This is a genomic window from Shewanella psychrotolerans, assembly GCF_019457595.1.
GTDB classification, from domain to species: Bacteria; Pseudomonadota; Gammaproteobacteria; order Enterobacterales; family Shewanellaceae; genus Shewanella; species Shewanella psychrotolerans.
The window spans coordinates 2,006,446-2,031,507 of sequence record NZ_CP080419.1; the positions used below are offsets into that span (position 1 = coordinate 2,006,446).

The following is a 25,062-nucleotide window of genomic DNA, read 5'->3' on the forward strand; positions in this document are numbered from 1 at the left end:
CTAGGATGACTATTCGCAAATGGAGTTGTTTGAACTCTTTAGATTAAAGAATTTGTTGCGGGAGTGATATTACTTATTTAAAAGCTTGGCGACGCTCTACTTAGCTTTATAAAGCGCTGATCCCGACTAGCTAGTATACTGCTCAATCTTGTGTCGGTATTTCTGCAATAAGAAAATCTGTAGTTGTTTTAATTCTATCTATTAAAAGAATTGGTTGCGGGAGCCGGATTTGAACCGACGACCTTCGGGTTATGAGCCCGACGAGCTACCATACTGCTCCATCCCGCGTCCGTATTTATAATCTAAGAACGCTGTAGTTGTTTTAATTCTATCTACTAAAAGAATTGGTTGCGGGAGCTGGATTTGAACCAACGACCTTCGGGTTATGAGCCCGACGAGCTACCATACTGCTCCATCCCGCGTCCGAAACTTTATAAGGTCAATCTACAGCTAACAGCCTGTTGCTTATTGACTGTTTATCGTAATGCCCTTCAAAGCGGGGCGAACTATATCGATATGGTTCGCCTAATGCAAGTAAGATTCAGCTTTAATTTGTTAAGCGTTCATTAAAGCGGCAAACTGCAGTTTAATTAAGCGAGCAGGGAGATTTATCTTTACCTATTAGCAGAACTTTTTATCTTTTGGATGTTGGACAATGTATAATAGCGCATTGATTTTTGAAGTGTGTCTATTTATCCATGTTAAATTTTTTTGCTGCGGCCCCTCGAGGCTATGAGTACGCGTTATCACTAGAGCTTGCCGAATTAGGTGCTAGTGAGATTAAAGAGAGTGTTGCAGGGGTCTATTTCTCTGCATCGCTAGAGCTTGCTTACCGTATTACATTATGGTCTCGTCTTGCTAGCCGGATCATTTTGGTCATCTATAAAGGTCCCTGTGAAACACCAGAGCAACTTTATAATGCAGCTTATTGTGTTGATTGGCAGACTCACTTCTCAAATAAAAGCACTTTTAGTATAGATTTCCATGGTATTGGCGGCTTCATTAATAACTCGCAATTTGGCGCGTTAAAGGTCAAAGATGCGGTGGTCGACCGTTTTCGTGATGATGGCTGCGAGCGTCCTAATGTTGCAAGAGTCGATGCAGACTTTAAAATTGATGCGCACTACAGACGCGGCCAAATTACACTCGGGGTAAACTTCTCTGGCCCAGCACTTCATCAACGTGGTTACCGAGCAACAACGGGTGAGGCGCCGCTAAAAGAAAACTTAGCCGCCAACATGTTAGTCAGAAGTGGTTGGAAGCAGCAACCGCAAGACCTACTCGATCCGTTTTGCGGTAGCGGAACCATTCTAATTGAAGCGGCAATGATGGCATGCGACGTTGCTCCTGCGCTGTACCGTGCTAAGTTTGGTTTTCAAAAATGGTTGCGCCATCAAGATCATATTTGGCAAGGCCTTATAGATGAAGCTAAAGCACGTGCGTCGTTAGGCATTAGCCGTTGTCAGGTCAAGTTTTTTGGTTCTGATATTGATTCTCGCTTGGTTGCCCTTGCAAAGCGCAATGCTGAAAATGCTGGCGTCGCTGGGCTAATTGAGTTTTCTGTTTCAAATGCGTTAAATGTAAAACCACCAGTAGAGCATGGTTTTCTTATTACCAATCCGCCCTATGGTGAGCGTCTTGGCACGGTAACCTCATTGCTCCAGCTTTATTATCAATTAGGCGACAAGTTTAAGAGTGAGTTCGGCGGCTGGAAAATTGCCGTACTCAATAGTGATATTGAGTTACTTTCGGCATTAAAGCTTAAAGCCGATAAACAAATGAAGATGTTTAATGGCGCGTTAGAGTGCGCTTTTAATCTGTACACGTTACATGCACAAAGTACTCGCCGCATCGATCCTAGCCAAGTGTTGGCGCAAGGTGGAGAGGTGAGTGATGTTGCCACGCCTTTTGCCAATCGCATTAAAAAGAATTATAAGCAGCTGAGTAAGTGGGCTAAGCGTGAAGGCATCGACAGTTATCGTTTATATGATGCTGATATTCCTGAATACAATGTGGCTGTCGATAAGTATCTTGATTACGTGGTGATCCAAGAGTACTCCGCGCCAAAGGATATCCCTGAGGCAGTCACTAAGCGCCGCTTAACCGATATCTTGTTGGTGTTGCCCAACGCTATTGGTGTTGAACCTGACAAAATTATTCTAAAGACCCGTGAACGTCAAAAGGGCACTAATCAATATCAAAAGTTAGATGCTGAAAAGCTTGAACTCAATACCATCGAATACGGTGCTAAGTTTAAGCTCAATCTTAAGGACTATCTTGATACGGGCCTGTTCTTAGATCACCGTTTAACAAGAAAACTGGTGGGCGAAAAATCGAAAGGTCGCTCTGTGCTTAACCTTTTTGCATATACAGGTACCGCCTCGGTACATGCTGCCTTAGGTGGCGCTAAATCGGTTACAACTGTTGATATGTCCAATACGTATCTTAACTGGGCACAGGATAATTTTGCGCTCAACGGTTTATCGGGTCGTCAGTATCAGTTTATTCAAGGTGACTGTTTACAATGGATAGCCGATTGCCAAGAAAAGTATGATCTTATTTTTATCGACCCACCGACATTTTCTAATTCAAAACGTATGGAAGATTCGTTTGATGTTCAACGTGATCACGTTAATCTATTGAGTGGTTTAGTTAAACTGCTTAACGCTAATGGGGAAATTATTTTCTCTAATAACAAGCGTAAGTTTAAGATGGATAGTGATGCGATCGCTCGTTTAGGTTTTACTGTGACCAATATTGATGATCAGACATTACCATTAGATTATAAGCGTAACCCTCAGATCCATAACACTTGGCTAATTACCCATGCCTAGTGTCGCTTCTTATATACTGTTTCACACCGATGTTTGTCATCTGTGTGAACAGGCGCAGGCGCTAATTGATACATTGGGTATCGATTATATTAAACAAGATATTTGTGATGTCGAAGAATTAGCTGAGCGATACGGAACACGTATACCGGTATTGTTACGTCAAGCTGATCAGTCAGAATTAAACTGGCCGTTCGATATCCAACAATTGCAAAAGTTTACAGGAGCTTAAATTGAGTCTGGTTCGTATTAACAATGGCTCATTAGCCTATGGTTACACTCCGCTACTTCAACATGCTGACTTTACTATTGAACCTGGAGAACGGGTTTGTATTGTTGGCCGTAATGGCGCTGGTAAGTCGAGCTTAATGAAAGTGCTGTGCGGAGAAGTGTTACTTGATGAGGGCGAGTTTAACATCGCTACCGATATCAAAGTGAGTCGTCTACAGCAAGACCCACCTAAAGCTGAGCAAGGCAGTGTGTACGCGTATATTTCTGCTGGCTTACAAGAGGTAGGTGAAAAATTAGAGCGTTATCATCAGTTATCTCATGATGTGGGCAGTGCATCACCTGAGCAGATGGAAAGAATGCTTAAGCAGATGGAGCGTCTACAAGAGGATATCGATCATCTTAATGGTTGGCAGCTTGATTCGCGTATAAACCAAACCTGTGAACTGTTGGGACTCGATGCGGACGCGAGTCTGACAAGCCTGTCTGGTGGTTGGCAGCGTAAAGTTGCGTTAGCGAGGGCGTTAGTCAGTGAGCCAGATCTCTTGTTACTCGATGAACCGACTAACCATCTCGATATTGATACTATCGAATGGTTAGAGGAGTTTCTGTTAAGTTATCGAGGTGCTATCGTCTTTATCAGTCATGACCGTGGTTTTATTCAACGTATGGCAACCCGTATCGTCGATTTAGATCGCGGCGTGGTCACTTCATGGCCAGGTAATTACCAAGCCTATCTCGATGGAAAGGCCGAATGGCTGAGGGTAGAAGCGGAGAAGAATGCCCAGTTTGACAAGAAACTTGCTGATGAAGAGACTTGGATTCGCCAAGGCGTTAAGGCGCGTCGAACTCGAAATGAAGGTCGAGTCAGAGCACTAAAAGCCCTGCGAATGGAGCGTATGGAGCGGATCAATCGCCAAGGCGGTGCGAAGATGGCTGTGGCCGATACCGATCGCTCAGGTAAGCTTGTTTTCGATATTGACAGCCTAAATTACAATTTACCCGATAAAAATCTAGTCAAAAACTTTACCACTAGTGTCATGCGTGGCGATCGCATTGCGCTTATCGGCCCCAATGGTTGTGGTAAATCGACCCTGATTAAATTGCTTATTGGTCAGTTAGAGGCACAATCGGGTGAGGTTAAAGTCGGCACAAAATTAGAGATAGCCTACTTTGATCAATATCGTGAAGCGCTCGACCCAGAAAAGACGGTTGAAGATAACGTTGGCGAAGGTAAGAAGACGGTCACTATTAATGGGCAGGATCGCCATATTTTAAGTTACCTACAAGACTTTTTATTTTCGCCGTTACGAGCTCGTACACCCGTGAAAGCATTGTCTGGTGGCGAGAAAAACCGTTTATTGCTCGCGCGTTTGTTATTACGTCCTGCAAACCTAATTATTCTCGATGAACCGACAAACGATCTTGATATTGAGACCTTAGAGTTGTTAGAGTCTCTGCTGACTGACTATCAAGGAACATTGTTGTTGGTAAGCCATGACCGTGCTTTCATTGATAATACTGTGACCAGTTCATGGTGGTTTACCGGCAATGGGGGCTGGAGTGAGTATGTTGGCGGCTATGAAGATGCTGTGTCTCAAGGAGCAAAATTTTATTCTGAGGAACCAGTTGCCGCCACCGCTGTCCAACCCAAGGTTGTCGAGCCTGTGAAGCAGCAAGCTAAACCTGCCGCAAAGCAAGAAAAAAAGTTATCTTATAAATTACAACGAGAACTCGAGTCACTTCCTGCAAAGATGGAGCAGCTGGAGGCGGACATTGAAGCATTACAACTGGTGATTAGTGAACCAGATTTTTACGTTCAAGAACAAGATGTCGTGAGTCGTCGTTTAAGCGAACTAGCTGAGCTAGAGCAGCAATTGGAAGTTTGTTTTGAACGTTGGGAAGAGTTAGAAGCCCTTAAGTAAACGACAAATAAATAGGAATAAAATTAATGAAGTTGAAGTTTGATAGGGCCTTATCGTTAGTTGCCGTTGGAGTTATTGGTGCACTGCAAACTGCTTATGCGGCACCGGTTTATGAGATTCAAAACATTGAAGACTTTGATCTCCATGGTACTTTAGAGTCAACGATCAATGGATATGGAATATCTGTTAATCAAAATGATCAGGTGGTTGGTATATCTAAGGGTAAGAAAAAACTAGAAGTTGACGATGAAGATGGCGATCTCATTGATATTGAAGATGGTATTCCGCCAGAAGAGTTGGTGACTTACTCAGTCGATAAGCCCATTTTAGCTAACAACTTTACCTTTCTTGCTGAAGGTAATGGTTGGTTGCCAATGTTCGATTCTGTATTTGGAACGACACCACCAAAAGATACCGATGAAAATGTGCCTGAGTCCATTAATTCGGTTAATGCCTACTATTACGATGTCAACAATGCGGGTGTAAAAGTTGGCGCTTATAGCGCACCAGAACAAAAAGTGGAATATACCGGTGACAAGACAGGTGTTCATGAAGATCAAGAGTTCTGGTATTTCCGAGAGTTCGAAGACCGAGGCTTTGTTAAATCCGCTGCAGGTAACGATGTTCCATTAGTTCCACCATATAATGTATATATAAAAGACGATACTAGCGTCACCGTTGGTGGTTTGTCGGTGGCAGCTGCAATTAACGAAAATAACCTGATCGCAGGTTATGCCGCGACGGATATCGCTAAATCTAGTGCTGATCGTATTGATAAGTGTATCTCGGGTGAAACTTACCCTATCGATGTCTGTGTGCAGAGAGATCAGTATCCAGATAGCAATGGTTATCGTCGTATTCTTTATCAAACTCGCGCATTTGTTTGGCAGTTTGATGGTAATGATTCTGTTGTTGCGACTGAGTTAGCGTTACCTGAGAACTTAGATACCACAGGTGATCGCGTCTATACCGCCCAAGGGTTAGGTATTAATGCCGATGGCACGGTTGTAGGTCGTTCTCACATCAATCGTAACGGTGATAAAGATAAATTTGCCTATGATGCTGCGTATTGGGTAAAAGATGATACTGGCAAGTATCAGTACAATTGGGTCAAGATGAACAATGATCAACTTTCATCTATTGCTTACGATATCAATGATAACGGCATTTTGGTCGGCAGTTACAAGCAATATATTGAAGGCTATTTGCGTGATAAGTTCTTTTATTTAGATACGAATCAAGCCGACCCGGTCTTAGTGACACCAAATGATTTCTATAATGGGATGTCAGATCGCAGCTCGCGTCCGAAGGGGATCAATAATAAAGATCAAGTGGTGGGTTATGTTGAAGTCAGTAGCGAAAAGGAGAAGCCACGTATAAAAGCGGGTTTCCTTTTTGATAAAGCAGCCGATGAATTTAACGATATTAATGACCTGCTAGTCTGTGAGTCTAAAGGGTACGTGCAAAACGCCGAAGGCAATTGGAAACGCAATAGAGTTACCGTGATCGACGATAGCGGAGAAGAGCTCTCTTATGAGAGCGAGATCCGTATCGTAGAAGCTAATAGTATTAATGATGACGGCACCATTGTCGGTACGGCGTTTATTCGTAAGCCGTCTTATCAATTTGATATCAAAGGTGATCTTGTTATTGGTGAAAATGGTAAGCCATTGTTTTTATTAAATGCCGACGGACAACCCGTGACCTCTTATATTCCTAGAATGGTGGTGTTAAAGCCTACTTCATCGGGTACTGCTTGTACTGAAAAAGAGAATGATAACAGCGGCAATGGAGATTATAAACGTAAAGGTGCAGCAAGTTTTGCTTGGCTTTTCGCACTGCCGTTAGTGTGGTTTAGACGTCGTCGCCATGGCTAATTGCTGTTAGAACTATTTGAGCTAAAAATCGAGGATAATACCTCGATTTTTTTTTAATAGAGAACTCATGAGCTTAAAAAATAAGCAGGCAAAAAGACAAATTTTTAATTGATCTCAGTAGAAAAAAGTTCTATTTCTATCAGTGAGGCTTCGGCTTCTCGGACTTTAGAACAGAGGATGCTTGCATGAAAAGACAAAAAAGAGATCGTCTAGATAGAGCTTTTTCGAAAGGATTTCAGGCTGGAATCGGTGGACGTTCCAAGGAGAATTGTCCTTATTCAACATTAGACTCTAAGTCGCATTGGTTAGGGGGGTGGCGTGAAGGCGTCGATGGTCGCCTCAGTGGGTTATTTAACAAGTGACGCAGAGTTGCCCTCTAAAAGAGGGCATTTTTATATCATTAATAGGTCGTAGGTGCTTGACTAGAAAGTCGAAGTGTCACTGAAAATACCTACTTTTAAATCTTTAGCTGAATAGATCTCACGTCCATCAACTTCCATGACAGCATCGGCAATCCCCATGACTAACTTGCGATACACTTTACGCTTAATGGTTAGCTTGTAAGTGACCTTTTTAGCATCAGGTAATACTTGCCCTGTAAATTTGACTTCACCTACACCGAGTGCTCGGCCTTTGCCCTCAGCACCTTCCCAACCAAGGAAGAAACCAACGAGTTGCCACATCGCATCTAAGCCAAGACAACCAGGCATGACTGGGTCGGTTTGAAAATGACAGTCAAAAAACCAAAGAGAAGGGTCAATATCTAGTTCGGCTACAATTTCACCTTTGCCAAACTCGCCACCATTGTCGTTAATTTTTACGATTCGGTCGATCATCAACATGTTGTCGATAGGAAGGCGAGGAGAGTTGGCGCCAAATAGGTTTCCGAGGCCGCAAGCCACTAATTCTTCTTTGTTGAAACTGTTTGCTTTATTCATTATTAACTTCACTCCGTAATAAGAGATGCAAGGTTAGCGAACACGTGTAAGCTAAACAACTCCGATCAGCTAGAAAGTTTCAACTTTTCGAGCAGCTTAGCAAAAAAAGAGGGCTCCTCGTCTGGATAACCCGCTAATCCTTCAAGGCGAGTTTGCACTAATCCATATAAGCTATTCTCTTCGAACTGTCCATTCTCATCTCGGGCACCGGCAGGCTTCTTCATTAAAATCGTGACAGCTTCATCAATATGTTCGACTTGATACAAGTGGAACTTATTTTCTGAAATCGCTTGGATGACTTCCTGGTGAAGATTGAGCTGCTGGACGTTTGATTTGGGCAAAATAACCCCTTGGGTTCCCGTTAACCCACGTCGTTTACAAAGACTGAAAAAGCCTTCAATTTTCTCGTTAACGCCGCCAATCGCCTGTACTTGGCCAAACTGATCTATTGCGCCAGTGGCTGCAATACCTTGATCAATCGGTTGCTCGGCAATGGCTGACATCAAGGCGCAGTATTCTGCTAATGAGGCGCTATCTCCGTCTATCTCTTGATATGATTGTTCAAAGACGATGTTGGCGTTTAAGTGCAGTGGTGCATCCTTGCCAAAGATTCGATATAGGCAAGATGAAAGGATCATCAACCCCTTGGCATGAATATTACCGCCAAGTTCTGACTTTCTCTCAATATCAGCCACTTCTCCATCGCCATAGTGTACTGATGCGGTGATACGAGCGGGCTCACCGTAACAGTATTCTGCGGTATCGAGCACCGTTAGGCCGTTGATCTGCCCCACCATAGTTCCATCTGTCGGCAGGTTGATAAAGTTATCATCAAAACTCTGCGCCGACAGTTCTTGAGATGCATCATGGCGTCTTGTTTGCTGCAGCAGTGCATGTTCTATTGCTTGGTCATTAAGGGTACGTGAATCACTATAAGCACAAGCTTGTTCCATTAATTGCACTAATGGGACAGTTAATAGTGTCAGATGCTGCTGATGATCGGCAAGTCTTGAGCTATAAGTGAACAATGGTGTAACGGCTGATTGTTCTAGGGTGACATTGTGCTCATCTGCAAGTGTCAGCAGCCAACTTAGATAAGCTTGCTCGCTATATTGAGGTATGGCTATCTCGGTAACTAATTCGCCAAGCAGCGGGAAATGACTCGAGAACAGACGCTCTTCAACATAAGACACACTGTATAACGCGCTACTGCCCACTAAGATGACTTTGCATTGCAATGGTACGTTTGGCCAATCAGAATGCACTGCATAATAACCTTGGTCGATGATCTGCAGTAATAGTTCCCACATAGACTCGCGTTTCCACAAGGATTCGGCGCAGATAAATAAATAGTGGCAATCAGCTAAGGCACCAGCATGATATTGTTGTGGTTTCGCTGCACTTAGGTGTCCTATCAGATCACGCCTTTTGATGTTGCCACTAAGGTAGCGATATTGCACTCGTGCTTGGCTGACGTTATCTTCGCCTATGCTCGCTTGCCACTTTAACTGCTGGTTTTGATCATTGCTGCCGTTGTTAATCTGGTTTAAATACAGATCTGATTTAGCCTGTTGGCTATTAACGAGCGACTCAATCAATTTAAGACGATCGATACCACGCTGGTCGGCAAGGTACATATGTTGACCTTGGGTATTCGCCAACAGCTTAAATGCATCGAGAGTGCGTTCTTGGCCAAGTAATCTTGACTGAATATGTTTGTCGATACTGGTAACAGATGGGATAGTAAAACTAGGTGATAGCGAAGCAGTCGAAATTGGATTTGCGTTCATATTGGAGAGCTTTATTTAAACATGTTCAGATGTTAGCACAATTTTGTATCGCCCCTATTAAGTTTCGCTATTTTGGTCTTTATGTAGCTTGTTTTTGAGGTTGTGACTTAAAAATTAACTGAGGTGGCCTATTTCTTGGCCGATCAGTTTTATTTTCCTATAACGTGCGGTATTTAGGCTTTACATCCTATAAGGATACTTATAATATCACCGCCGCTGGAGAGATGGCAGAGTGGTCGAATGCACCGGTCTTGAAAACCGGCACGGGTTTATAGCCCGTCTAGGGTTCAAATCCCTATCTCTCCGCCATATTAAAAAGCCCGTTATCGAAAGGTAACGGGCTTTTTGCTGTTTGTAGTATCATCATTGTGTACTTTTGTGAGTCATACTCGCTAAAGATAGCAACTAGAACCCTAGGGTTCCTATTGTTTAACATCGGCTATCTCTCCGCGATATTAAAAAAACCATCATCGAAAGGTAACGGGCTTTTTGCTGTTTGTAGTATCATCATTGTGTACTTTTGTGAGTCATACTCGCTAAAGATAGCAACTAGAACCCTAGGGTTCCTATTGTTTAACATCGGCTATCTCTCCGCGATATTAAAGAAACCATCATCGAAAGGTAACGGGCTTTTTGCTGTTTGTAGTATCATCATTGTGTACTTTTGTGAGTCATACTCGCTAAAGATAGCAACTAGAACCCTAGGGTTCCTATTGTTTAACGTCGGCTATCTCTCGGCCATATTAAAAAAGCCTGTTATCGAAAGGTCATGTGCTTTTTGCTGTTTTTAGTATCATCATTGTGTACTTTTGTGATTCATACTCGCTAAAGATAGCAACTAAAACCCTAGGGTTTTAGTTGTTTAACGTCGGCTATCTCTCGGCCATATTAAAAAAGCCTGTTATCGAAAGGTCATGTGCTTTTTGCTTCGCGCAAGTCTAGCCCTCTCAACGTGTCCCGTATCCCAGAGGCGGGCGTTATACCTACAAGGTGTTTAATTGAAAGTTTACCTAGTTATTTTCTTCTAATGTTCAGTGGTCCAGCATTTTCCGACAATGTTAAGGATATTTCGAATAAGGTACTTTATGAGTATTTTAAAAGTGATCTAGATTACGAAACTTTTTTCTTAAATTTAAAATCGGGCTTGTGATCGAGTGATAACAAACAGGTAGCGTCGCTAAACTTGTATCCAATACGAGTCAACTATCCTACTGGCAGCGTATATTCTGACACCAGATAGCAATTCATTGAAAATTACGACAGCATCCTCACATTTGAATGAAAAAAGCAAAATAACAACATCTTAAAAGCATGCTTTATAATTATTAACGGGCTGAATATAGGGTTTGGAGGCAGTTGGTTTAGTGGTGTTTGCATCGATGGTGATTCATGCAAGGAGCTTAAAATAGATGTTTGGGCGTATAGTGTGCTCTCTGTAAGTAAAAACAGTAGTCACTCGCTTCGCGAGAGCACGTATTCCAGTAAATGACAAAGGCTGATGGCAACAGGGGGAAGGTCGGCGAAAGCGGTATGTATTTGCATGATGCCCCTATGTTGTCGCGCCTGATGAGCAAACTTTTGTCCTATGCTGACGTGGTTATCCCCTGAGTTTGTTTCGGAAAATAGGATAGAGACAGATTGTCTTAAGGCTTATGCCAATAAATGCGGGTTCTCTCATGACAACTTGTTCTCCACACTCTCGGGATTCATGAAGGTTAAAGCCCAAATATATCTCCCTGAGATGGATCTATTTTCGAGTTGTCCAATTCGGTAAACTTGCATGCAATCAACAAATAAGTAACAAAAAAGCTGTATTAAGGTGGATTTTTGTTTATTGTAGATTATGCCGTTAGCATTATATAGCTAATGATGTTAACAGCATATTTTTGCGCTAATTAATATCCATGATAAAACAACGGCGACTATCTATGAATTTAGCCCAACATCTTAGTGAAACCGAACTCTCTGCTAGAATTTTGCGTCATGCAGTCCCACGCATGTCTGAACTTGATATCCCCGTAACTCCTGATAATTACGCTGTATGGTATGAGTATTTTCTAGGTGTTAACCTTGACTTAAAGCGCGCCATCGACGGTTTGTTATCTAATAAGGTTAGTTTTACGCCTGAGGTTAACGCGAGTTTGCACAGCAACTTTATTCAAGAGAAGTCACCCGAGATCATTGAGAATGTGCAGGTTGAAACTCAAATTCTGATCAATAGTTTGATGTCTAAATTAACCTCAGTGACAACGGGGACGGCTAAGTTTAGTGTCAGTCTGAGTGAGTTCCATCAGGATCTGTCAAAGTCACCAGATAGGCAAACGCTAGATCGCTTGATCGATACCTTAGCGGAAGAAGTTACCGATGTTGTTAAGAGTAATAAAGAGATGGAGCAAAGCCTCTCAGTTATGAGCCAAGAGGTGTCAGCGCTTAAGTCGGAGATGGAAAATCTAAATATGGTTGCCATGACCGACCAGTTAACTTCCTTGCATAATCGCCGTGCTTTTGATGCAGAAATTCTCAATCATATTCAATGTTTTAGACAGACGCATACCAACAGCAGTTTGTTAGTGATTGATATCGATAACTTTAAGGCGTTTAACGATATTCATGGTCACCTAGTAGGCGATAAAGTGCTTGCTTATATTGCTATCGCTTTGAAGCAGGGGGTTAGAGGAGAGGATTTTGTCGCCCGTTATGGTGGTGAAGAGTTTGTGGTGTTACTTCCAGATACCGATCACTCTGGTGCAGTTGTCGTTGCGGAGCAGTTACGTAGCCGAATCGCCGAGCGAAAATTAACCATAGGCAAAGATAAAAAGCTCTCTCTTGGTGCGATAACCGTGTCAGTTGGCGTTGCAACCCTTCGCCATGATGATGATAAAGAAAGCTATTTTGTTCGCGCCGATGAGGCGCTTTATCGTGCCAAATCAGCTGGTCGAAATTGTGTTAAAGGTTAAGCTAACAATTTAGCTAGTGCTAAAGTTAGCTTAAGTATCATCAGAGGTTATGTTTGAGTTGGCTTTAGCTGCATATCCATTTTGATAAGATGTTCTTCCATATCGAAGGTGACCGTAAAGCCTAGACTCTTGGCGAGACTTGCCATGTTACGGTTTTCAAACATGGTAAAACCGGTTAATACCTCTGTATCATTGGCTTTGTAGTAGGTTATCAGTTTTTCAAGTAGTAACTTGCCTAAGCCTATTCCTTGATGATCACTTCTTACTGCCATAGCAAATTCAGCTTCGGTGTTGTCTGGATCGATAGATGCGCGAATCGCACCAAGGGTGATATCGTCACCATCCTCACCTTTAGCTGTTGCGATAAACGCCATCTCTCTGGCGTAATCAATTTGAGTTAACACCGCCATCTCTTCGTGAGTCATTTTAGATCTAACACCAAAGTAACGCTTATATCGATCTTCATCTGAAAGAGAATTATCAAACGCTAAATGCTTAGGTTCATCTTCTGGCAAAATCGGCCGCAACATGATTTGTAAGCCATTTTTTAAGGTAGCGTATTCCTCGAGTTCTTTAGGATAGGGGCAGATTGCTAATCGATTAGGATTGTCGGCAGCTGATTCTTGCAGTTGAATATTGACATCTAACAGAGTGATTTGTTCTCCCGCGCAAAGTACGGGGTTAAGATCGAGCCCTGCAATTTCAGGGCAATCGATAATAAGGTGAGAGATCTGTGTCAACATGACACAAAGGGCATTCATGTTGAGCCCTAGTGGGAGATGTCTATCTTTCAGCTTATGGGTTTTGAGTGCTTGAATTACCATGTAACGCGCCAACGTCATGTTCAAAGGAGGAAGCGCAACAGATGCATCGGTGGAGGGTTGCCATTCAGAGCCGCCTTCTCCAAGCAAAATAGCGGGGCCAAACACGGGATCGTTAATGACGGCAACGCGGATCTCTTGAGCTCCCGCCGTCAGAGCCATTTTTTGAACAATAAGTCCTTCGATAGTGGCATGTTCATTTAAGCTATGTACACGACTAACAATGGCTTCTGCGGCGTGTAGTACATCAGCTTGGGTTGTCAGGTTTAGCATTACACCATGGACATCAGACTTATGATGAATATCGGGAGATTGCACTTTTAATGCAACGGGATAGCCGATATGTTCTGCGATATCAGCCGCTTCCTGCGCCGTTGTTGCAAAATGAGTTTCAATGGTATTGAGCCCGTAGGCTGCTAATATGGCACTGGATTCATGGGTTTCTAATACTTTTCTATTCTTACTTAATGCTTCACATAGTCGTTGTCTAGCAAGTTGTGCATCGGTGGGAATGTTATCGGGGATCGATTGCGGCACTTCCTGCAACAACTTTTGATTTCGTCGATATTCAACCATATGCATAAAGGCACCCACTGCACCTTCTGGGGTTCGGTAGGTTGGCACGCCAGCCTTGTTAAAATGCTTGCGAGCCCGATAAGCGGAATCTTCACCGCTCCAGTTGGTTAAGATGTTGACGCGATTTCGACGAGGGTTATTTTCGATAACACTAGTAATTCGTTTGGCTATTTCAACACTGTCACCGAGAGCCGAAGGCGAATGCAGCACTAAAATCGCATCAGCAACATCAGCACTCATTAAAATCTCAAGGCATTGCTCATAACGTTGTGCATCTGAATCACCACCAATATCTACTGGATTTTGGCCAGACCAAGTATTAGGTAAGATTTTATTTAGCGCTTGTATGGTTTCTTCATCAAGAGCTGCGGGTTTACCACCGCGTAACATTAATTGATCCAGCGCTAATACAGCGGGTCCGCCACCGTTAGTGAGAATAGCAAGGCGCTCTCCAAGCAGTGGCGTTGAGTGGGCTAAGGTTTCAACGGCGGCAAAAAGCTCCACAAGATCGTTAACTCTCAGCATACCGGCACGCCTAAATGCGGCTTCATAAACCGCGTCATTTCCACCGATGCCGCCAGTGTGCAATTTGGCCGCGGTGCTTCCTTCAAGACTTCTACCAGATTTAATCACTAATATGGGTTTATTGCGAGAAGCCGCTCTTGCCGCCGATAAGAAATGACGCTTTTCATTAATCGAATCGACGTAAAGCAATATGGCATTGGTTCGTGAATCACGTCCTAAAAAATCGAGTAGTTCATCAAAGTCAATATCGGTTGCATCGCCTAGGGAGATAAACGATGAGAAGCCAATACCTTTGTTATTTGCCCAATCGAGCACTGTGGTACAGATTGCGGCTGATTGTGATACAAAGGCTATTTTTCCTGGTAGGGCAGTCGTGTGTGCGAGGCTGGCATTTAGGCCCAGGTTGGGCAACATCATTCCTAAACTATTGGGGCCTAAAATCCGCATCCCGTACCGCTTGGCATATTGACGAGTGAGTTCAAGCAGATTGTTGCCTTCATCATCGGTTTGCATCGCCATACCTGAAGCATTGATGATCGCCACTTTACAGCCAAATTGTGCCAAACGTTCGACAATCGCAGGGACACGAGATGCGGCAGTACAGATGATCGCGAGATCGGGCTTTAAGGGTAACGCTTCGATATTGGGGTAAGCTAATACACCGAGTACTGCTTCATATTTGGGCGTTACCGGCATGATTGGCCCAGAAAATCCGCCAGATAGCAGATTTCGCATCACTACATTACCCGCGCGATTTTTACCGTTCGACGCTCCAATGATAGCGACCGATTTTGGTTTAAATAAAGAGTGTAACGTTCGTTGACTCATGCTTAGCTCCGAAGGCGATTGCTCTGATTGCAGTGTAACTCAGTTTATAAATTTTTCTCTAGGATTTTAGTAGGATAAGTTAACGCCTTGGCTAGCTAGGTATCACTGCAATCATTGTCGATAATAATATCAATCCTGCGTATTCAGGTATTCGCCTGTCATCTATGTGGCTGCTTAAAGCCAGTTTCGAGGGAGCTTTGGGGGAAGGCAGGAATGACTCGCTGTTTTAACTGTCATGCCATCGCTTAAGATACAGCAGCAATACTGACACTATCAAAGGTGCAAAGCTGTTATGGGCGCTGCAGCGGTGGAGGCCATTTGCCTAAAGCTAAAACGCGACTCTAAATAGCAGTCTCAACACATAAATTTTCAGATATCTGTCTCAAAACTATTAGCCTTTAAGCAACTGGCGCTAAACATGAATTCTGCAGGTTTAGTGCCGGTGACTCGCATCTCCATTGTTGACCTAAACACTACCGAGATCACTTTTCCCTCAAAAAGTCCAGGTGGGTTACCAGACTAATTTATGGATATCTCATGTGATCACCGCAGATGTATTGGTTTTTTTTAATTCACTTAAAACAATATGTTAAGGTCTTGCGGTATGTGAGTTTAATCTGAATTTCCATGGATTAATCGAAATCGCTGTTAAAAAGTTGCTGATGTTTGGTGAAAAATATTATTTGAACCAAAATACCTTATCGTAGTATTGTAGTACAATAGTAGTTAATTAAGATAACAGCGTTAATTTTACGGAGATGCAAATGTCTTACGCGTTAGGGTTAGATTTTGGTTCAGATTCCGTTCGTGCACTTCTCGTTGACACACAAAATGGTGAAGAACTAGCAACGAATGTCGTTTATTACCCTCGCTGGGCCGAGGGATTGTATTGCGATCCAACGAAGAGTCAGTTTCGTCAACATCCACTCGATTATGTTGAATCACTGGTTGAGGTGATTAATGGCTTATGGGACAAAGCACCTGCTGGGGCTGCGAGCAAAGTATGTGGATTATGCTTTGACACCACAGGTTCAACTCCCATAGCAGTTGATCAGCAGGGCATCGCGTTAGCGTTGAAACCTGAGTTCGCTGAAAATCCCAATGCGATGTTTGTGCTTTGGAAAGATCACTGTGCAATTAAAGAAGCGCAAGAGATCACCGCAGCGGCCAATGCAAATACCGTTAACTACCTTAAATATGAAGGTGGTATCTATTCATCTGAGTGGTTCTGGGCCAAAGCGTTATACGTGCTTCGCCAAGATGCGAGTGTTCGTAACGCCGCTTACGCTTGGGTTGAACACTGCGACTGGATGACAGCGCTATTAACTGGCACTACGCATCCGAGTGAGTTTATTGCAGGTCGATGTGCAGCTGGTCATAAAGTAATGTGGCACGAAAGCTGGGGTGGCTATCCACCAAATGACTTCTTTGTCGGTATCGATCCGCTACTCGATGGATTACGTGATCGTTTACCAGCCAAAACTGAGACGGCAGATACCGTATGCGGCAACTTAACCGCAGAGTGGGCAGAAAAGCTTGGTTTAAGCTGTGATGTGATCGTATCATTTGGGGCATTCGATTGTCACGCTGGTGCCGTGGGTGCCAATGTGAAGCCTGGCGTTCTGACCAAAGTGATGGGCACATCCACATGTGATATTACCGTCGCGTCTTATGAAGATATTGGCGAACGTTGTATTAAAGGGATCTGTGGTCAAGTTGATGGTTCTGTTATGCCAGGCATGATTGGACTTGAAGCGGGCCAAAGTGCGTTTGGTGACCTTTACGCTTGGTTTAAAAAGGTACTTTGTTGGCCAATTAATAACATTGCCACTGACTCAGTTATCGATGCCGATACTAAAGAGAAGCTAACTGAACATCTAGAAGATCAAATTCTTGCTCAGCTGGGCATCGCTGCAAGCAAATTACCTATTAATGTTACAGATATCGTAGCCTTAGATTGGGTGAATGGCCGCAGAACACCTGATGCTGATCAGTCAGTTGCTATGGCTATCAGTGGTCTTAATATGGGTAGTCATGCACCACAAATATTTAAAGCCTTGGTAGAAGCTACCGCATTTGGCGCCAAAGCGATTATTGATCGCTTCGTTGAAGAGGGCGTTGCTATCAATCAAGTGGTCACTATCGGCGGGATTTCGAAGAAATCCGACTTTGTAATGCAAACTTGCGCAGACGTATGGAACTGTCCTATCGACGTGCTTGAGAGCGAGCAAAGTTGTGCGCTTGGCGCGGCAATTTATGCGGCTACCGCTGCAGGCGTCTACCCAAGTGTTAGCGCAGCCCAAGAAGTGATGGCATCAAAAGTGGTTAAAACTTATCAACCTATTGCAACTAATGCTAAGCAATATGAAGACTTGTATCGACGCTACATTGCGCTCGGTCAGTTTGTCGATGCAGGAGAAGCCTAATGTATTACCGTGAGTTAAAGCGTGAAGTTTATGAAGCCAATATGGAGCTTGAAAAGCGTAAATTGGTAACATATACCTTTGGTAACGTATCACAAGTTGACCGTCAACACGGTGTGATCGCTATTAAACCAAGCGGTGTGCCATATGAAGAGCTGACCGTTGAAGATATTGTGATTGTTGATCTTAACAATCAAGTGGTAGAGGGGCGATTAAACCCGTCTTCTGATACCAAAACTCATACCTATTTATATAGACAGTGGGATAGCATTGGTGGCGTGACTCATACGCACTCTACTTACGCTACTGCGTGGGCACAAGCTCAGTTGGCCATCCCATGTTATGGCACCACCCATGCTGACTATGTTTATGGTGAGATCCCTTGTACTGCTGTAATGCGTGACGATCAAATTGCGCGCGATTATGAAGAAGAAACCGGGGTACAAATTCTAGAGTGTTTTGCCGATCGCGATCCGAAAGAATCGCCAATGGTCATCGTTGCAGGACACGCGCCGTTTACCTGGGGTGATAGTGCTGCAAAATCAGTTTATCATGCAGTGTTACTTGAAGAGATGGCCAAGATGGCTTACTTGACCAAAACGCTCGCGCCAAATGTTGGACCGTTAAAGCAGGGGCTTACAGATAAGCACTACTTACGTAAGCACGGCAAGGATGCTTATTACGGACAATCTAAGTAATAAGCTAACCAGTTAATAAAGAGAGAAAGTCATGAATTCAATGTCTAAGAAACAAGTGTGGTTTATTACTGGGTCACAAGATCTGTATGGACCAAAAGTATTGGAGCAAGTCGCAAAAAACAGTCAAGAGATTGTTGCGGGCTTCAATAAATCGGCAGCTATTTCAACTGAAATTGTATATCAGCCTACGGTTAAGTCTCCTCGTGAAATTTACGCTGTTTGCCAAGCGGCTAATAGCGACGCTAATTGTGTGGGTGTGATCTTATGGATGCACACTTTTTCACCAGCCAAAATGTGGATTGCCGGACTTAATGAGTTGAGCAAGCCGTTTATGCACCTGCATACTCAGTTCAATGCAGAACTGCCTTGGTCTGAAATCAACATGAACTATATGAATACTCATCAGAGTGCTCATGGCTGTCGTGAATTTGGTTTTATCGGTACGCGTATGCGTAAAGAACGTAAAGTTGTCGTTGGCCATTGGGATACATTAGCCGTTCAGACTGAAGTCGATGACTGGTGTCGCGCTGCATCGGGCTGGCATGAGAGTCGTAATCTTAAAGTTGCCCGCTTTGGCGATAATATGCGTCAAGTGGCGGTAACGGAAGGTGATAAGGTTGCTGCACAGATCCAATTTGGTTATGAAGTTAATGCCCATAGCTTAGGCGAATTAAACGATGCTATTGCCGAGGTCAGTGAATCTGATGTCGATGCGCTAATCGATTGCTATAACCAAGATTATATTATCGGTAATGATGTTTTCACCAATGAACATCAACTCGATATGTTGCGCAAAGAAGCCCGTATTGAAGCTGGTTTAAAACGCTTTTTAGTTGCAGGTGACTACGCAGCGTTTACCAACTGCTTCGAAAACCTTACTGGAATGACAGGTCTTCCAGGGTTAGCGACTCAGCGCTTAATGGCACAAGGTTTTGGTTACGGTGGTGAAGGTGATTGGAAAACTGCTGCGATGGTTCGCATCATGAAAGTGATGGGAGAGGGTCGCAACGCAGGCACTTCATTTATGGAAGATTATACCTATAACTTTGGTGCAACGGACCAAGTATTAGGCGCACATATGCTAGAAGTTTGTCCATCTATTGCTGCGGCTAAGCCTCGTCTAGAAGTTCATCTGCACACCATTGGTGTTCGTTGTGATGTACCTAGATTGCTGTTTACTGGTAAAGCTGGCCCAGCAATTAATGTTTCAACTATTGATATGGGTAATCGTTTCCGTATTATCGTTAACGAACTTGATACGGTTACACCACCACAAGATCTACCGAATCTGCCTGTGGCTTCAGCGCTTTGGGAGCCTAAGCCGAATTTATCTGTAGCAGCTGCTGCGTGGATCCATGCAGGTGGTGCGCATCATTCGGCATATAGCCAAGCTGTGACTACCGACAATATAGTTGATTTTGCAGAGATCGCTGGCGCCGAGTTGGTTATCATTGATGAAAATACCAACATTCGACAGCTCAAGAATGAACTGAGACACAATTCTGTTTATTATGGATTGGCTAGAGGTCTTTAAACCTTTATGCTAAACAAATAGCCGCCTTCTAGGCGGCTATTTTTTTTAGCGCCTAAAGCAGCTGCTTCTATAGGCGGTTATCATCAATTAGGCTTTGGCCGAAATAACGCGAATGAAAGTTATGGTGTAGGCAATGTTTAATGGCTTATGTGCACCATGGCTGCAAACCACAGTTTATACGCTCATTTAAACATATCCGCGTTAGGTTCAGCGTGACAGTTGAGCTTTAACTCGAAGTGCTTTGCAAGCTGCTAAATCAGGGGACTTAGCAGAGCCGATAGAGATACTTATAGCATCTTGTTAAAGCAGAATAGGAATGCGATTTTCGCAGGCGTTATATCAAAGCTACCTTCTTCAGTAGGTGGATTTTTACTTTTTAGAGTAATACCAAGTAATCAGTACAAAGCTCGTTTTTTTAGCGAGTTTTATACTGATTGGTGTAAGGCATTAAATAGGAGAGTCGACGTAGTATGTATACAGAATTTGATGCAATTATATTTGATATGGATGGTACTTTAGTTGATAGCGGACAACTCCATGAAATAGCGTGGCGTGAAACCCTCACTCAGTTTCAAATTCCAATCGCGCCTCCTTTAATGCGGTCGCTTGCGGGTGTGCCAACCATTGAGACATTAGCGATATTAAAGTCACACTTTAAGGTCGAAACTGTGCTCAGTAATGAGCAGATCAATGATTATAAAGAGGCGAGAGTCAAAGCGTTAATGGCTGATTTCGTTAAGCCGACGAGTCTTATCGAATTTGCCAAAAAAAATTATGGCATTAGGCCAATGGCGGTAGGTACTGGCGCCTATACAGCTGAGGCTGTTGAGATACTAACCTTGTGCGGTCTTATCGATCTTGTTGACCATGTTGTCGGTGCCGATCAAGTTGGAGCGCCTAAGCCTGCGCCAGATACGTTTCTACGCTGCGCCGAGTTGATGGGAGTGAGTCCTGAATCGTGTGTTGTATTTGAAGATGCAAAAACGGGTATGCAAGCGGCTGAAGCTGCTGGTATGGCAGTGGTCGATGTGCTGGTTGAATTAGGTATAGAGAATGATTACTTTCGAACCTAACTGTTGTGACCATGCTTTGATCTAAATCAAATAGGCAAGCAAGATGAATATAATTAGGGGCAAACTTTGTTATTAATTCGTTGTAATTAAAGGGGGCTCCGATTAATATTAGAGATTAAACCTTAAGTAACCGATGAATCTAGCAAAAAAAATATTAGCGTAATGTCCGCTAACGTATTTTGCTTTTGGGGGCATCGTATATATTAGAAAACATATAAAACTTGCGCTCATGTTAGTCGCAGTTTTATTAAAGCATTCTAGAGTAATTAGAATGAAAATGAGAGGACGTAATGGCTAATCCGGTAAGCACTCGACCACAGAATATCCACACTTGGGTGGCAGGTGAACTTGGCTCTCGTATTGTTAGCGGATATTACGCTCCAGGTGAATATATACCCAATGAAATTACGATATGCGAAGAGCTTGAAGTATCACGCACATCGTTGCGTGAAGCTTTTAAAGTGTTAACCGCAAAAGGGCTGATCGAATCTCGTCCAAAACTGGGTACTAGAATTCGTGAACGTCGTTTTTGGAATATGTTTGACCCTGTCATTTTAGGATGGTTTTCTCAGTCTAAGCCTTCTCCAGATTTCTACACTTCACTGTATGAGATCCGAGCGGTATTTGAGCCCGCTGCTGCTGAGCTTGCGGCAAAAAAGCGTAGCCCAGAGCAACTGGAAAAAATTGCTAGTTGTTATTACAACATGGAAAATGCGCAGCTAGGCACCGACGAGATCTACACCACAGATATCGATTTCCATATGGCAATTCTTGATGGGACGAATAATGAATTTATGGTTTCTCTTGGGGAATCAATTCAATCTGCGCTGTTAGAAATTTTCCGTGTTAGTAGTAACTTTGCCGATGACTTTACTTCGTCTTTGCCTGGTCACAAAGCGATTTATACTGCGATAGAAGCTAGCGATAGCGAAGCAGCGAAATTGGCAATGCATTCATTGCTGTCAACATCACAAGAAACTGTCAATAAAAACTTCGATCGATAATTGAACTGCTATTGGATCGAATGCTCCGCTAGGTCGCTAAAATAAACTAGGTCGTAAAAAAATGTCTAACCATTAAGTGTTAGACATTTTTCGTTAGTGGCCATTACAGTTTTCGTTACTGTTATATTGAAAACGACTATTGGGCGCTGCTGATCCCTTTGGTCGTCATATGGATAAGCTTAATGGTGCCATCTTCGTTGTAGTGTAATGGATCGATAGCGACAGAGCGTCTAAATTCCCCCCCTCCATTTTGCGATGCGCCAGTATGGTAAATAAAGTATGACTTTCCTTTAAACTCAATAATCGCTTGATGATTGGTTGGAGAGTTACCTGCCACCTCGTTTAATATCCCTTGATATTGCCATGGGCCTTTAATGCTCTTACTGGTGGCATAGGCAATTTTTTCTGGGAATCCTGAGGCGTAGGATAGATAATAGGTATCGTCTTTTTTATGTACCCACAAGGCTTCAGTAAAGTCTGGTATATCGATGGCGTGGATAGGACCATCCATTTCAATCATGTTGTCTTTTAATTTTACATACCTTGGCTTGGTGTTGCCCCAGAAAAGATAGGCTTGGCCATCATCATCGATGAACACGGCTGGATCGATATCATCCCAGTCGATATCGGTATCAGTGGTCATATCGTTGGTAATGATCGCGCTACCTCGCGCATCTTTAAATGGTCCAACAGGTGAGTCTGCTACCGCCACTCCGATGGCGAAACCATTAATCGTTGCATGGCGTAATGTCACATACCAATAGAACTTTCCATTTTTCTCGATCACATGAGAGGCCCAGGCATCACCTTTGGCCCAGTCAAAATCTTTGACCGACAATTTAGCGCCGTGTCTCTGCCAATTGACCATATCTTTAGAGCTAAATACTAACCAGTCGTTCATAGCAAAGAAAGTTCGATTATCTTTAGCCTCATCATGTCCAGTATATAAGTAAACGGTGTCTTGATGCACTATGGCAGCAGGATCAGCGGTAAACACGTCGGTGAAGATTGGATTAGCTGCTAATACACTTGTGCTAAAAGCAAGGCTAAGTCCCAAAATGCATTTTTTCATAAATCCTCTATTGTATTTCCGATATTTAGTATTATAGTAATACCAATAGATTTACTCGTTCGCAACGATAGTTATTGCAAAACTTAACATTGCTCTCAATTAATTAAAGTTACGGGGATTTGGGGTAACGAGTCGTTTGACGAGGGCAGATACCAATTACGTGGTTGCAAAAATGCAGACCAAAGGTGTAGGTGGATAGATGGAAAACAATAACAAAAAAAAACCACTACGATCTGCAAGTTGGTTTGGTAGCAACGATAAGAATGGTTTCATGTACCGTAGTTGGATGAAAAATCAGGGAATACCTGATCATCATTTTCAAGGTAAACCAGTGATTGGGATCTGTAATACCTGGTCTGAACTTACGCCCTGTAATGGTCATTTTAGGGAACTGGCACAGCGAGTAAAAAATGGTATTCGCGAAGCCGGTGGTATCCCTGTCGAGTTTCCCGTTTTTTCTAACGGAGAATCAAACTTACGCCCTAGCGCGATGTTAACCCGAAATTTAGCGGCAATGGACGTTGAGGAAGCTATTCGCGGTAATCCTATCGATGGTGTGGTGCTTATGGTGGGTTGCGATAAAACAACGCCAGCGCTGTTAATGGGTGCCGCTAGTTGTGATATTCCGACCATACTGGTCACGGGCGGGCCGATGCTTAATGGCAAGCATAAAGGTCAAGATGTGGGCTCAGGAACATTGGTTTGGCAGATGCATGAGCAATATCAAGCGGGCGAGATCAGTTTACATCAGTTTATGAACGCCGAAGCCGATATGTCGCGATCAACAGGGACCTGCAATACCATGGGGACAGCGTCAACATTGGCCTGCCTTGCTGAGGCATTAGGTACCAGTCTGCCACATAATGCGGCCATTCCCGCTGTGGACTCTCGTCGTAACGTTTTAGCGCATATGTCGGGGATGCGGATTGTCGAGATGGTCAAAGAGGACTTAGTCCTTTCAAAAATTCTCACTAAATCAGCATTTATTAATGCTATCAAGACCAATGCCGCCATAGGCGGGTCAACTAATGCCGTTATCCATTTAAAGGCCATTGCGGGGCGTATTGGTGTCGAACTCGAGTTAGATGATTGGTCTGAAGGCTATGAAGTACCGACCTTGGTCAACTTGGCGCCATCGGGAAAGTATCTGATGGAAGACTTCTATTATGCAGGCGGTTTACCTGCAGTGCTTAAACGTCTAGGTGATGAAGATATCATTAATAAAGAGGCGCTTACAGCTAATGGGCGAACTATTTGGCAGAATGTTAGTGACGCCCCTTGCTACAATGATGACGTAATAAAACCTTTTGCAGAACCTTTGGTTCAACAGGGCGGAATTCGGATCTTAAGAGGTAATCTCGCTCCTCGAGGCGCAGTGATAAAAACCTCTGCTGCAACAGCCGAATTGATGTGTCATCGTGGACGAGCTGTAGTATTCAAAAGTTTTGATGATTATAAGGCGAGAATTAATGATGACGCGTTAGATATTGACGAGTCATGTGTCATGGTGCTGCAAAACTGCGGTCCAAAGGGATATCCTGGCATGGCTGAGGTTGGCAATATGGGCCTGCCACCAAAGCTGCTCAAAAAAGGTATTAAGGATATGGTGCGGATTTCTGATGCACGAATGAGTGGCACAGCGTTTGGTACTGTGGTGTTACATGTCGCACCAGAAGCGAAAGCATTAGGCCCTTTGGCAGCGGTACAAGATGGTGATTTTATCGCTTTAGATAGCTTTGCCGGCACATTGACATTAGAGATAAGCGATCAAGAGATGGCAACTAGATTGCAAAAATTATCCTTGATAAAAGAGCAACGCATTGAGACAGGGTATCTTTCCTTATTTAAACAGCATGTTCTACAAGCAGATGAAGGATGTGATTTTGATTTTCTCTTGGGATGTCGTGGTGCCGACATTCCTGCACATTCTCATTAAACTTGATGACTTTTTCTTTTATAATG

16 protein-coding genes and 3 tRNA genes are annotated in these 25,062 nt (G+C 43.3%); 13 read left to right on the top strand and 6 right to left on the bottom strand.

What is annotated here, in order from left to right; translation table 11 throughout:
- Window positions 1-211 precede the first annotated feature (211 nt).
- Window positions 212-288 (bottom strand) — tRNA-Met (locus K0I62_RS08900).
- A 57-nt stretch (window positions 289-345) separates the two neighbouring features.
- Window positions 346-422: transfer RNA gene (locus K0I62_RS08905), tRNA-Met, on the bottom strand.
- Window positions 423-698: 276 nt separating this feature from the next.
- On the opposite strand from K0I62_RS08905, the gene rlmKL reads away from it, so the two are divergent.
- The 5 genes from rlmKL to rmf all read left to right on the top strand — a co-directional run bounded on the left by rlmKL (window position 699) and on the right by rmf (window position 7,223).
- Window positions 699-2,834, top strand: coding sequence for a bifunctional 23S rRNA (guanine(2069)-N(7))-methyltransferase RlmK/23S rRNA (guanine(2445)-N(2))-methyltransferase RlmL (gene rlmKL, locus K0I62_RS08910; protein WP_220071089.1), 2,136 nt, complete (start codon window positions 699-701; stop codon window positions 2,832-2,834).
- Window positions 2,827-3,063, top strand: coding sequence for a glutaredoxin family protein (locus K0I62_RS08915; protein WP_220071090.1), 237 nt, complete (start codon window positions 2,827-2,829; stop codon window positions 3,061-3,063). The genes rlmKL and K0I62_RS08915 overlap by 8 nt, the downstream gene beginning before the upstream one ends.
- 1 nt (window position 3,064) lies before the next feature.
- Window positions 3,065-4,984 (top strand): ABC transporter ATP-binding protein, encoded by a 1,920-nt coding sequence (locus K0I62_RS08920; RefSeq protein ID WP_220071091.1) that lies wholly within the window; start codon window positions 3,065-3,067, stop codon window positions 4,982-4,984.
- A gap of 26 nt (window positions 4,985-5,010) precedes the next feature.
- Window positions 5,011-6,861, top strand: coding sequence for a DUF3466 family protein (locus tag K0I62_RS08925; RefSeq protein WP_220071092.1), 1,851 nt, complete (start codon window positions 5,011-5,013; stop codon window positions 6,859-6,861).
- A 185-nt stretch (window positions 6,862-7,046) separates the two neighbouring features.
- Window positions 7,047-7,223 carry a ribosome modulation factor gene (gene rmf, locus K0I62_RS08930; protein WP_220064026.1) on the top strand — a complete coding sequence of 59 codons (177 nt, stop codon included), beginning with the start codon at window positions 7,047-7,049 and terminating at the stop codon, window positions 7,221-7,223.
- 60 nt (window positions 7,224-7,283) lie between these two features.
- Here rmf and fabA read toward each other — a convergent pair whose 3' ends face one another.
- Together fabA and K0I62_RS08940 are read right to left on the bottom strand one after the other, a co-directional pair.
- A complete protein-coding gene (gene fabA / locus K0I62_RS08935) occupies window positions 7,284-7,799 on the bottom strand; it encodes a bifunctional 3-hydroxydecanoyl-ACP dehydratase/trans-2-decenoyl-ACP isomerase (protein ID WP_220071093.1) in 516 nt (171 codons plus the stop codon).
- Window positions 7,800-7,864: 65 nt separating this feature from the next.
- Window positions 7,865-9,589 (bottom strand): S16 family serine protease, encoded by a 1,725-nt coding sequence (locus K0I62_RS08940; RefSeq protein ID WP_220071094.1) that lies wholly within the window; start codon window positions 9,587-9,589, stop codon window positions 7,865-7,867.
- A 218-nt stretch (window positions 9,590-9,807) separates the two neighbouring features.
- Between K0I62_RS08940 and K0I62_RS08945 the strand changes: the two genes are divergently transcribed.
- Window positions 9,808-9,898: transfer RNA gene (locus K0I62_RS08945), tRNA-Ser, on the top strand.
- A gap of 1,619 nt (window positions 9,899-11,517) precedes the next feature.
- Window positions 11,518-12,546, top strand: a complete 1,029-nt coding sequence (locus K0I62_RS08950; protein WP_220071095.1) for a GGDEF domain-containing protein — start codon at window positions 11,518-11,520, stop codon at window positions 12,544-12,546.
- Between the two features lie 47 nt (window positions 12,547-12,593).
- On the opposite strand, the gene K0I62_RS08955 is transcribed toward K0I62_RS08950, so the two are convergent.
- Complete coding sequence (locus K0I62_RS08955) at window positions 12,594-15,296, bottom strand: bifunctional acetate--CoA ligase family protein/GNAT family N-acetyltransferase (protein WP_220071096.1); 2,703 nt, start codon at window positions 15,294-15,296, stop codon at window positions 12,594-12,596.
- A 764-nt stretch (window positions 15,297-16,060) separates the two neighbouring features.
- On the opposite strand from K0I62_RS08955, the gene K0I62_RS08960 reads away from it, so the two are divergent.
- The 5 genes from K0I62_RS08960 (at window position 16,061) to K0I62_RS08980 (ending at window position 22,028) form a co-directional block, all read left to right on the top strand.
- On the top strand, window positions 16,061-17,722 hold the full coding sequence (locus K0I62_RS08960) for a ribulokinase (RefSeq protein WP_258405122.1): 1,662 nt from the start codon (window positions 16,061-16,063) through the stop codon (window positions 17,720-17,722).
- A complete protein-coding gene (locus tag K0I62_RS08965; protein WP_220071098.1) occupies window positions 17,722-18,417 on the top strand; it encodes an L-ribulose-5-phosphate 4-epimerase in 696 nt (231 codons plus the stop codon). The genes K0I62_RS08960 and K0I62_RS08965 overlap by 1 nt, the downstream gene beginning before the upstream one ends.
- 31 nt (window positions 18,418-18,448) lie before the next feature.
- On the top strand, window positions 18,449-19,951 hold the full coding sequence (gene araA / locus K0I62_RS08970) for an L-arabinose isomerase (protein ID WP_220071099.1): 1,503 nt from the start codon (window positions 18,449-18,451) through the stop codon (window positions 19,949-19,951).
- A gap of 470 nt (window positions 19,952-20,421) precedes the next feature.
- Window positions 20,422-21,024: an HAD-IA family hydrolase gene (locus tag K0I62_RS08975; RefSeq protein WP_220071100.1), complete on the top strand. Its 603-nt coding sequence runs from the start codon at window positions 20,422-20,424 to the stop codon at window positions 21,022-21,024.
- A gap of 290 nt (window positions 21,025-21,314) precedes the next feature.
- On the top strand, window positions 21,315-22,028 hold the full coding sequence (locus K0I62_RS08980; RefSeq protein WP_220071101.1) for a FadR/GntR family transcriptional regulator: 714 nt from the start codon (window positions 21,315-21,317) through the stop codon (window positions 22,026-22,028).
- Window positions 22,029-22,164: 136 nt separating this feature from the next.
- Here the strand turns inward: K0I62_RS08980 and K0I62_RS08985 are convergent, their stop codons facing one another.
- A complete protein-coding gene (locus K0I62_RS08985; protein ID WP_220071102.1) occupies window positions 22,165-23,100 on the bottom strand; it encodes a glycoside hydrolase family 43 protein in 936 nt (311 codons plus the stop codon).
- Window positions 23,101-23,299: 199 nt separating this feature from the next.
- On the opposite strand from K0I62_RS08985, the gene K0I62_RS08990 reads away from it, so the two are divergent.
- On the top strand, window positions 23,300-25,036 hold the full coding sequence (locus K0I62_RS08990) for an IlvD/Edd family dehydratase (protein WP_220071103.1): 1,737 nt from the start codon (window positions 23,300-23,302) through the stop codon (window positions 25,034-25,036).
- The last annotated feature ends 26 nt before the right edge of the window (window positions 25,037-25,062 follow it).

Excerpts from the sequence above, each read along its gene's own strand:
- rmf (WP_220064026.1), top strand. The coding sequence starts at position 7,047 with ATGAAAAGACAAAAAAGAGATCGTCTAGATAGAGCTTTTTCGAAAGGA.
- K0I62_RS08960 (WP_258405122.1), top strand. The coding sequence starts at position 16,061 with ATGTCTTACGCGTTAGGGTTAGATTTTGGTTCAGATTCCGTTCGTGCA.
- K0I62_RS08925 (WP_220071092.1), top strand. The coding sequence starts at position 5,011 with ATGAAGTTGAAGTTTGATAGGGCCTTATCGTTAGTTGCCGTTGGAGTT.
- araA (WP_220071099.1), top strand. The coding sequence starts at position 18,449 with ATGAATTCAATGTCTAAGAAACAAGTGTGGTTTATTACTGGGTCACAA.
- K0I62_RS08965 (WP_220071098.1), top strand. The coding sequence starts at position 17,722 with ATGTATTACCGTGAGTTAAAGCGTGAAGTTTATGAAGCCAATATGGAG.
- K0I62_RS08990 (WP_220071103.1), top strand. The coding sequence starts at position 23,300 with ATGGAAAACAATAACAAAAAAAAACCACTACGATCTGCAAGTTGGTTT.
- K0I62_RS08915 (WP_220071090.1), top strand. The coding sequence starts at position 2,827 with ATGCCTAGTGTCGCTTCTTATATACTGTTTCACACCGATGTTTGTCAT.
- K0I62_RS08955 (WP_220071096.1), bottom strand. The coding sequence starts at position 15,296 with ATGAGTCAACGAACGTTACACTCTTTATTTAAACCAAAATCGGTCGCT.
- K0I62_RS08940 (WP_220071094.1), bottom strand. The coding sequence starts at position 9,589 with ATGAACGCAAATCCAATTTCGACTGCTTCGCTATCACCTAGTTTTACT.
- K0I62_RS08975 (WP_220071100.1), top strand. The coding sequence starts at position 20,422 with ATGTATACAGAATTTGATGCAATTATATTTGATATGGATGGTACTTTA.
- fabA (WP_220071093.1), bottom strand. The coding sequence starts at position 7,799 with ATGAATAAAGCAAACAGTTTCAACAAAGAAGAATTAGTGGCTTGCGGC.
- rlmKL (WP_220071089.1), top strand. The coding sequence starts at position 699 with ATGTTAAATTTTTTTGCTGCGGCCCCTCGAGGCTATGAGTACGCGTTA.
- K0I62_RS08980 (WP_220071101.1), top strand. The coding sequence starts at position 21,315 with ATGGCTAATCCGGTAAGCACTCGACCACAGAATATCCACACTTGGGTG.
- K0I62_RS08985 (WP_220071102.1), bottom strand. The coding sequence starts at position 23,100 with ATGAAAAAATGCATTTTGGGACTTAGCCTTGCTTTTAGCACAAGTGTA.
- K0I62_RS08950 (WP_220071095.1), top strand. The coding sequence starts at position 11,518 with ATGAATTTAGCCCAACATCTTAGTGAAACCGAACTCTCTGCTAGAATT.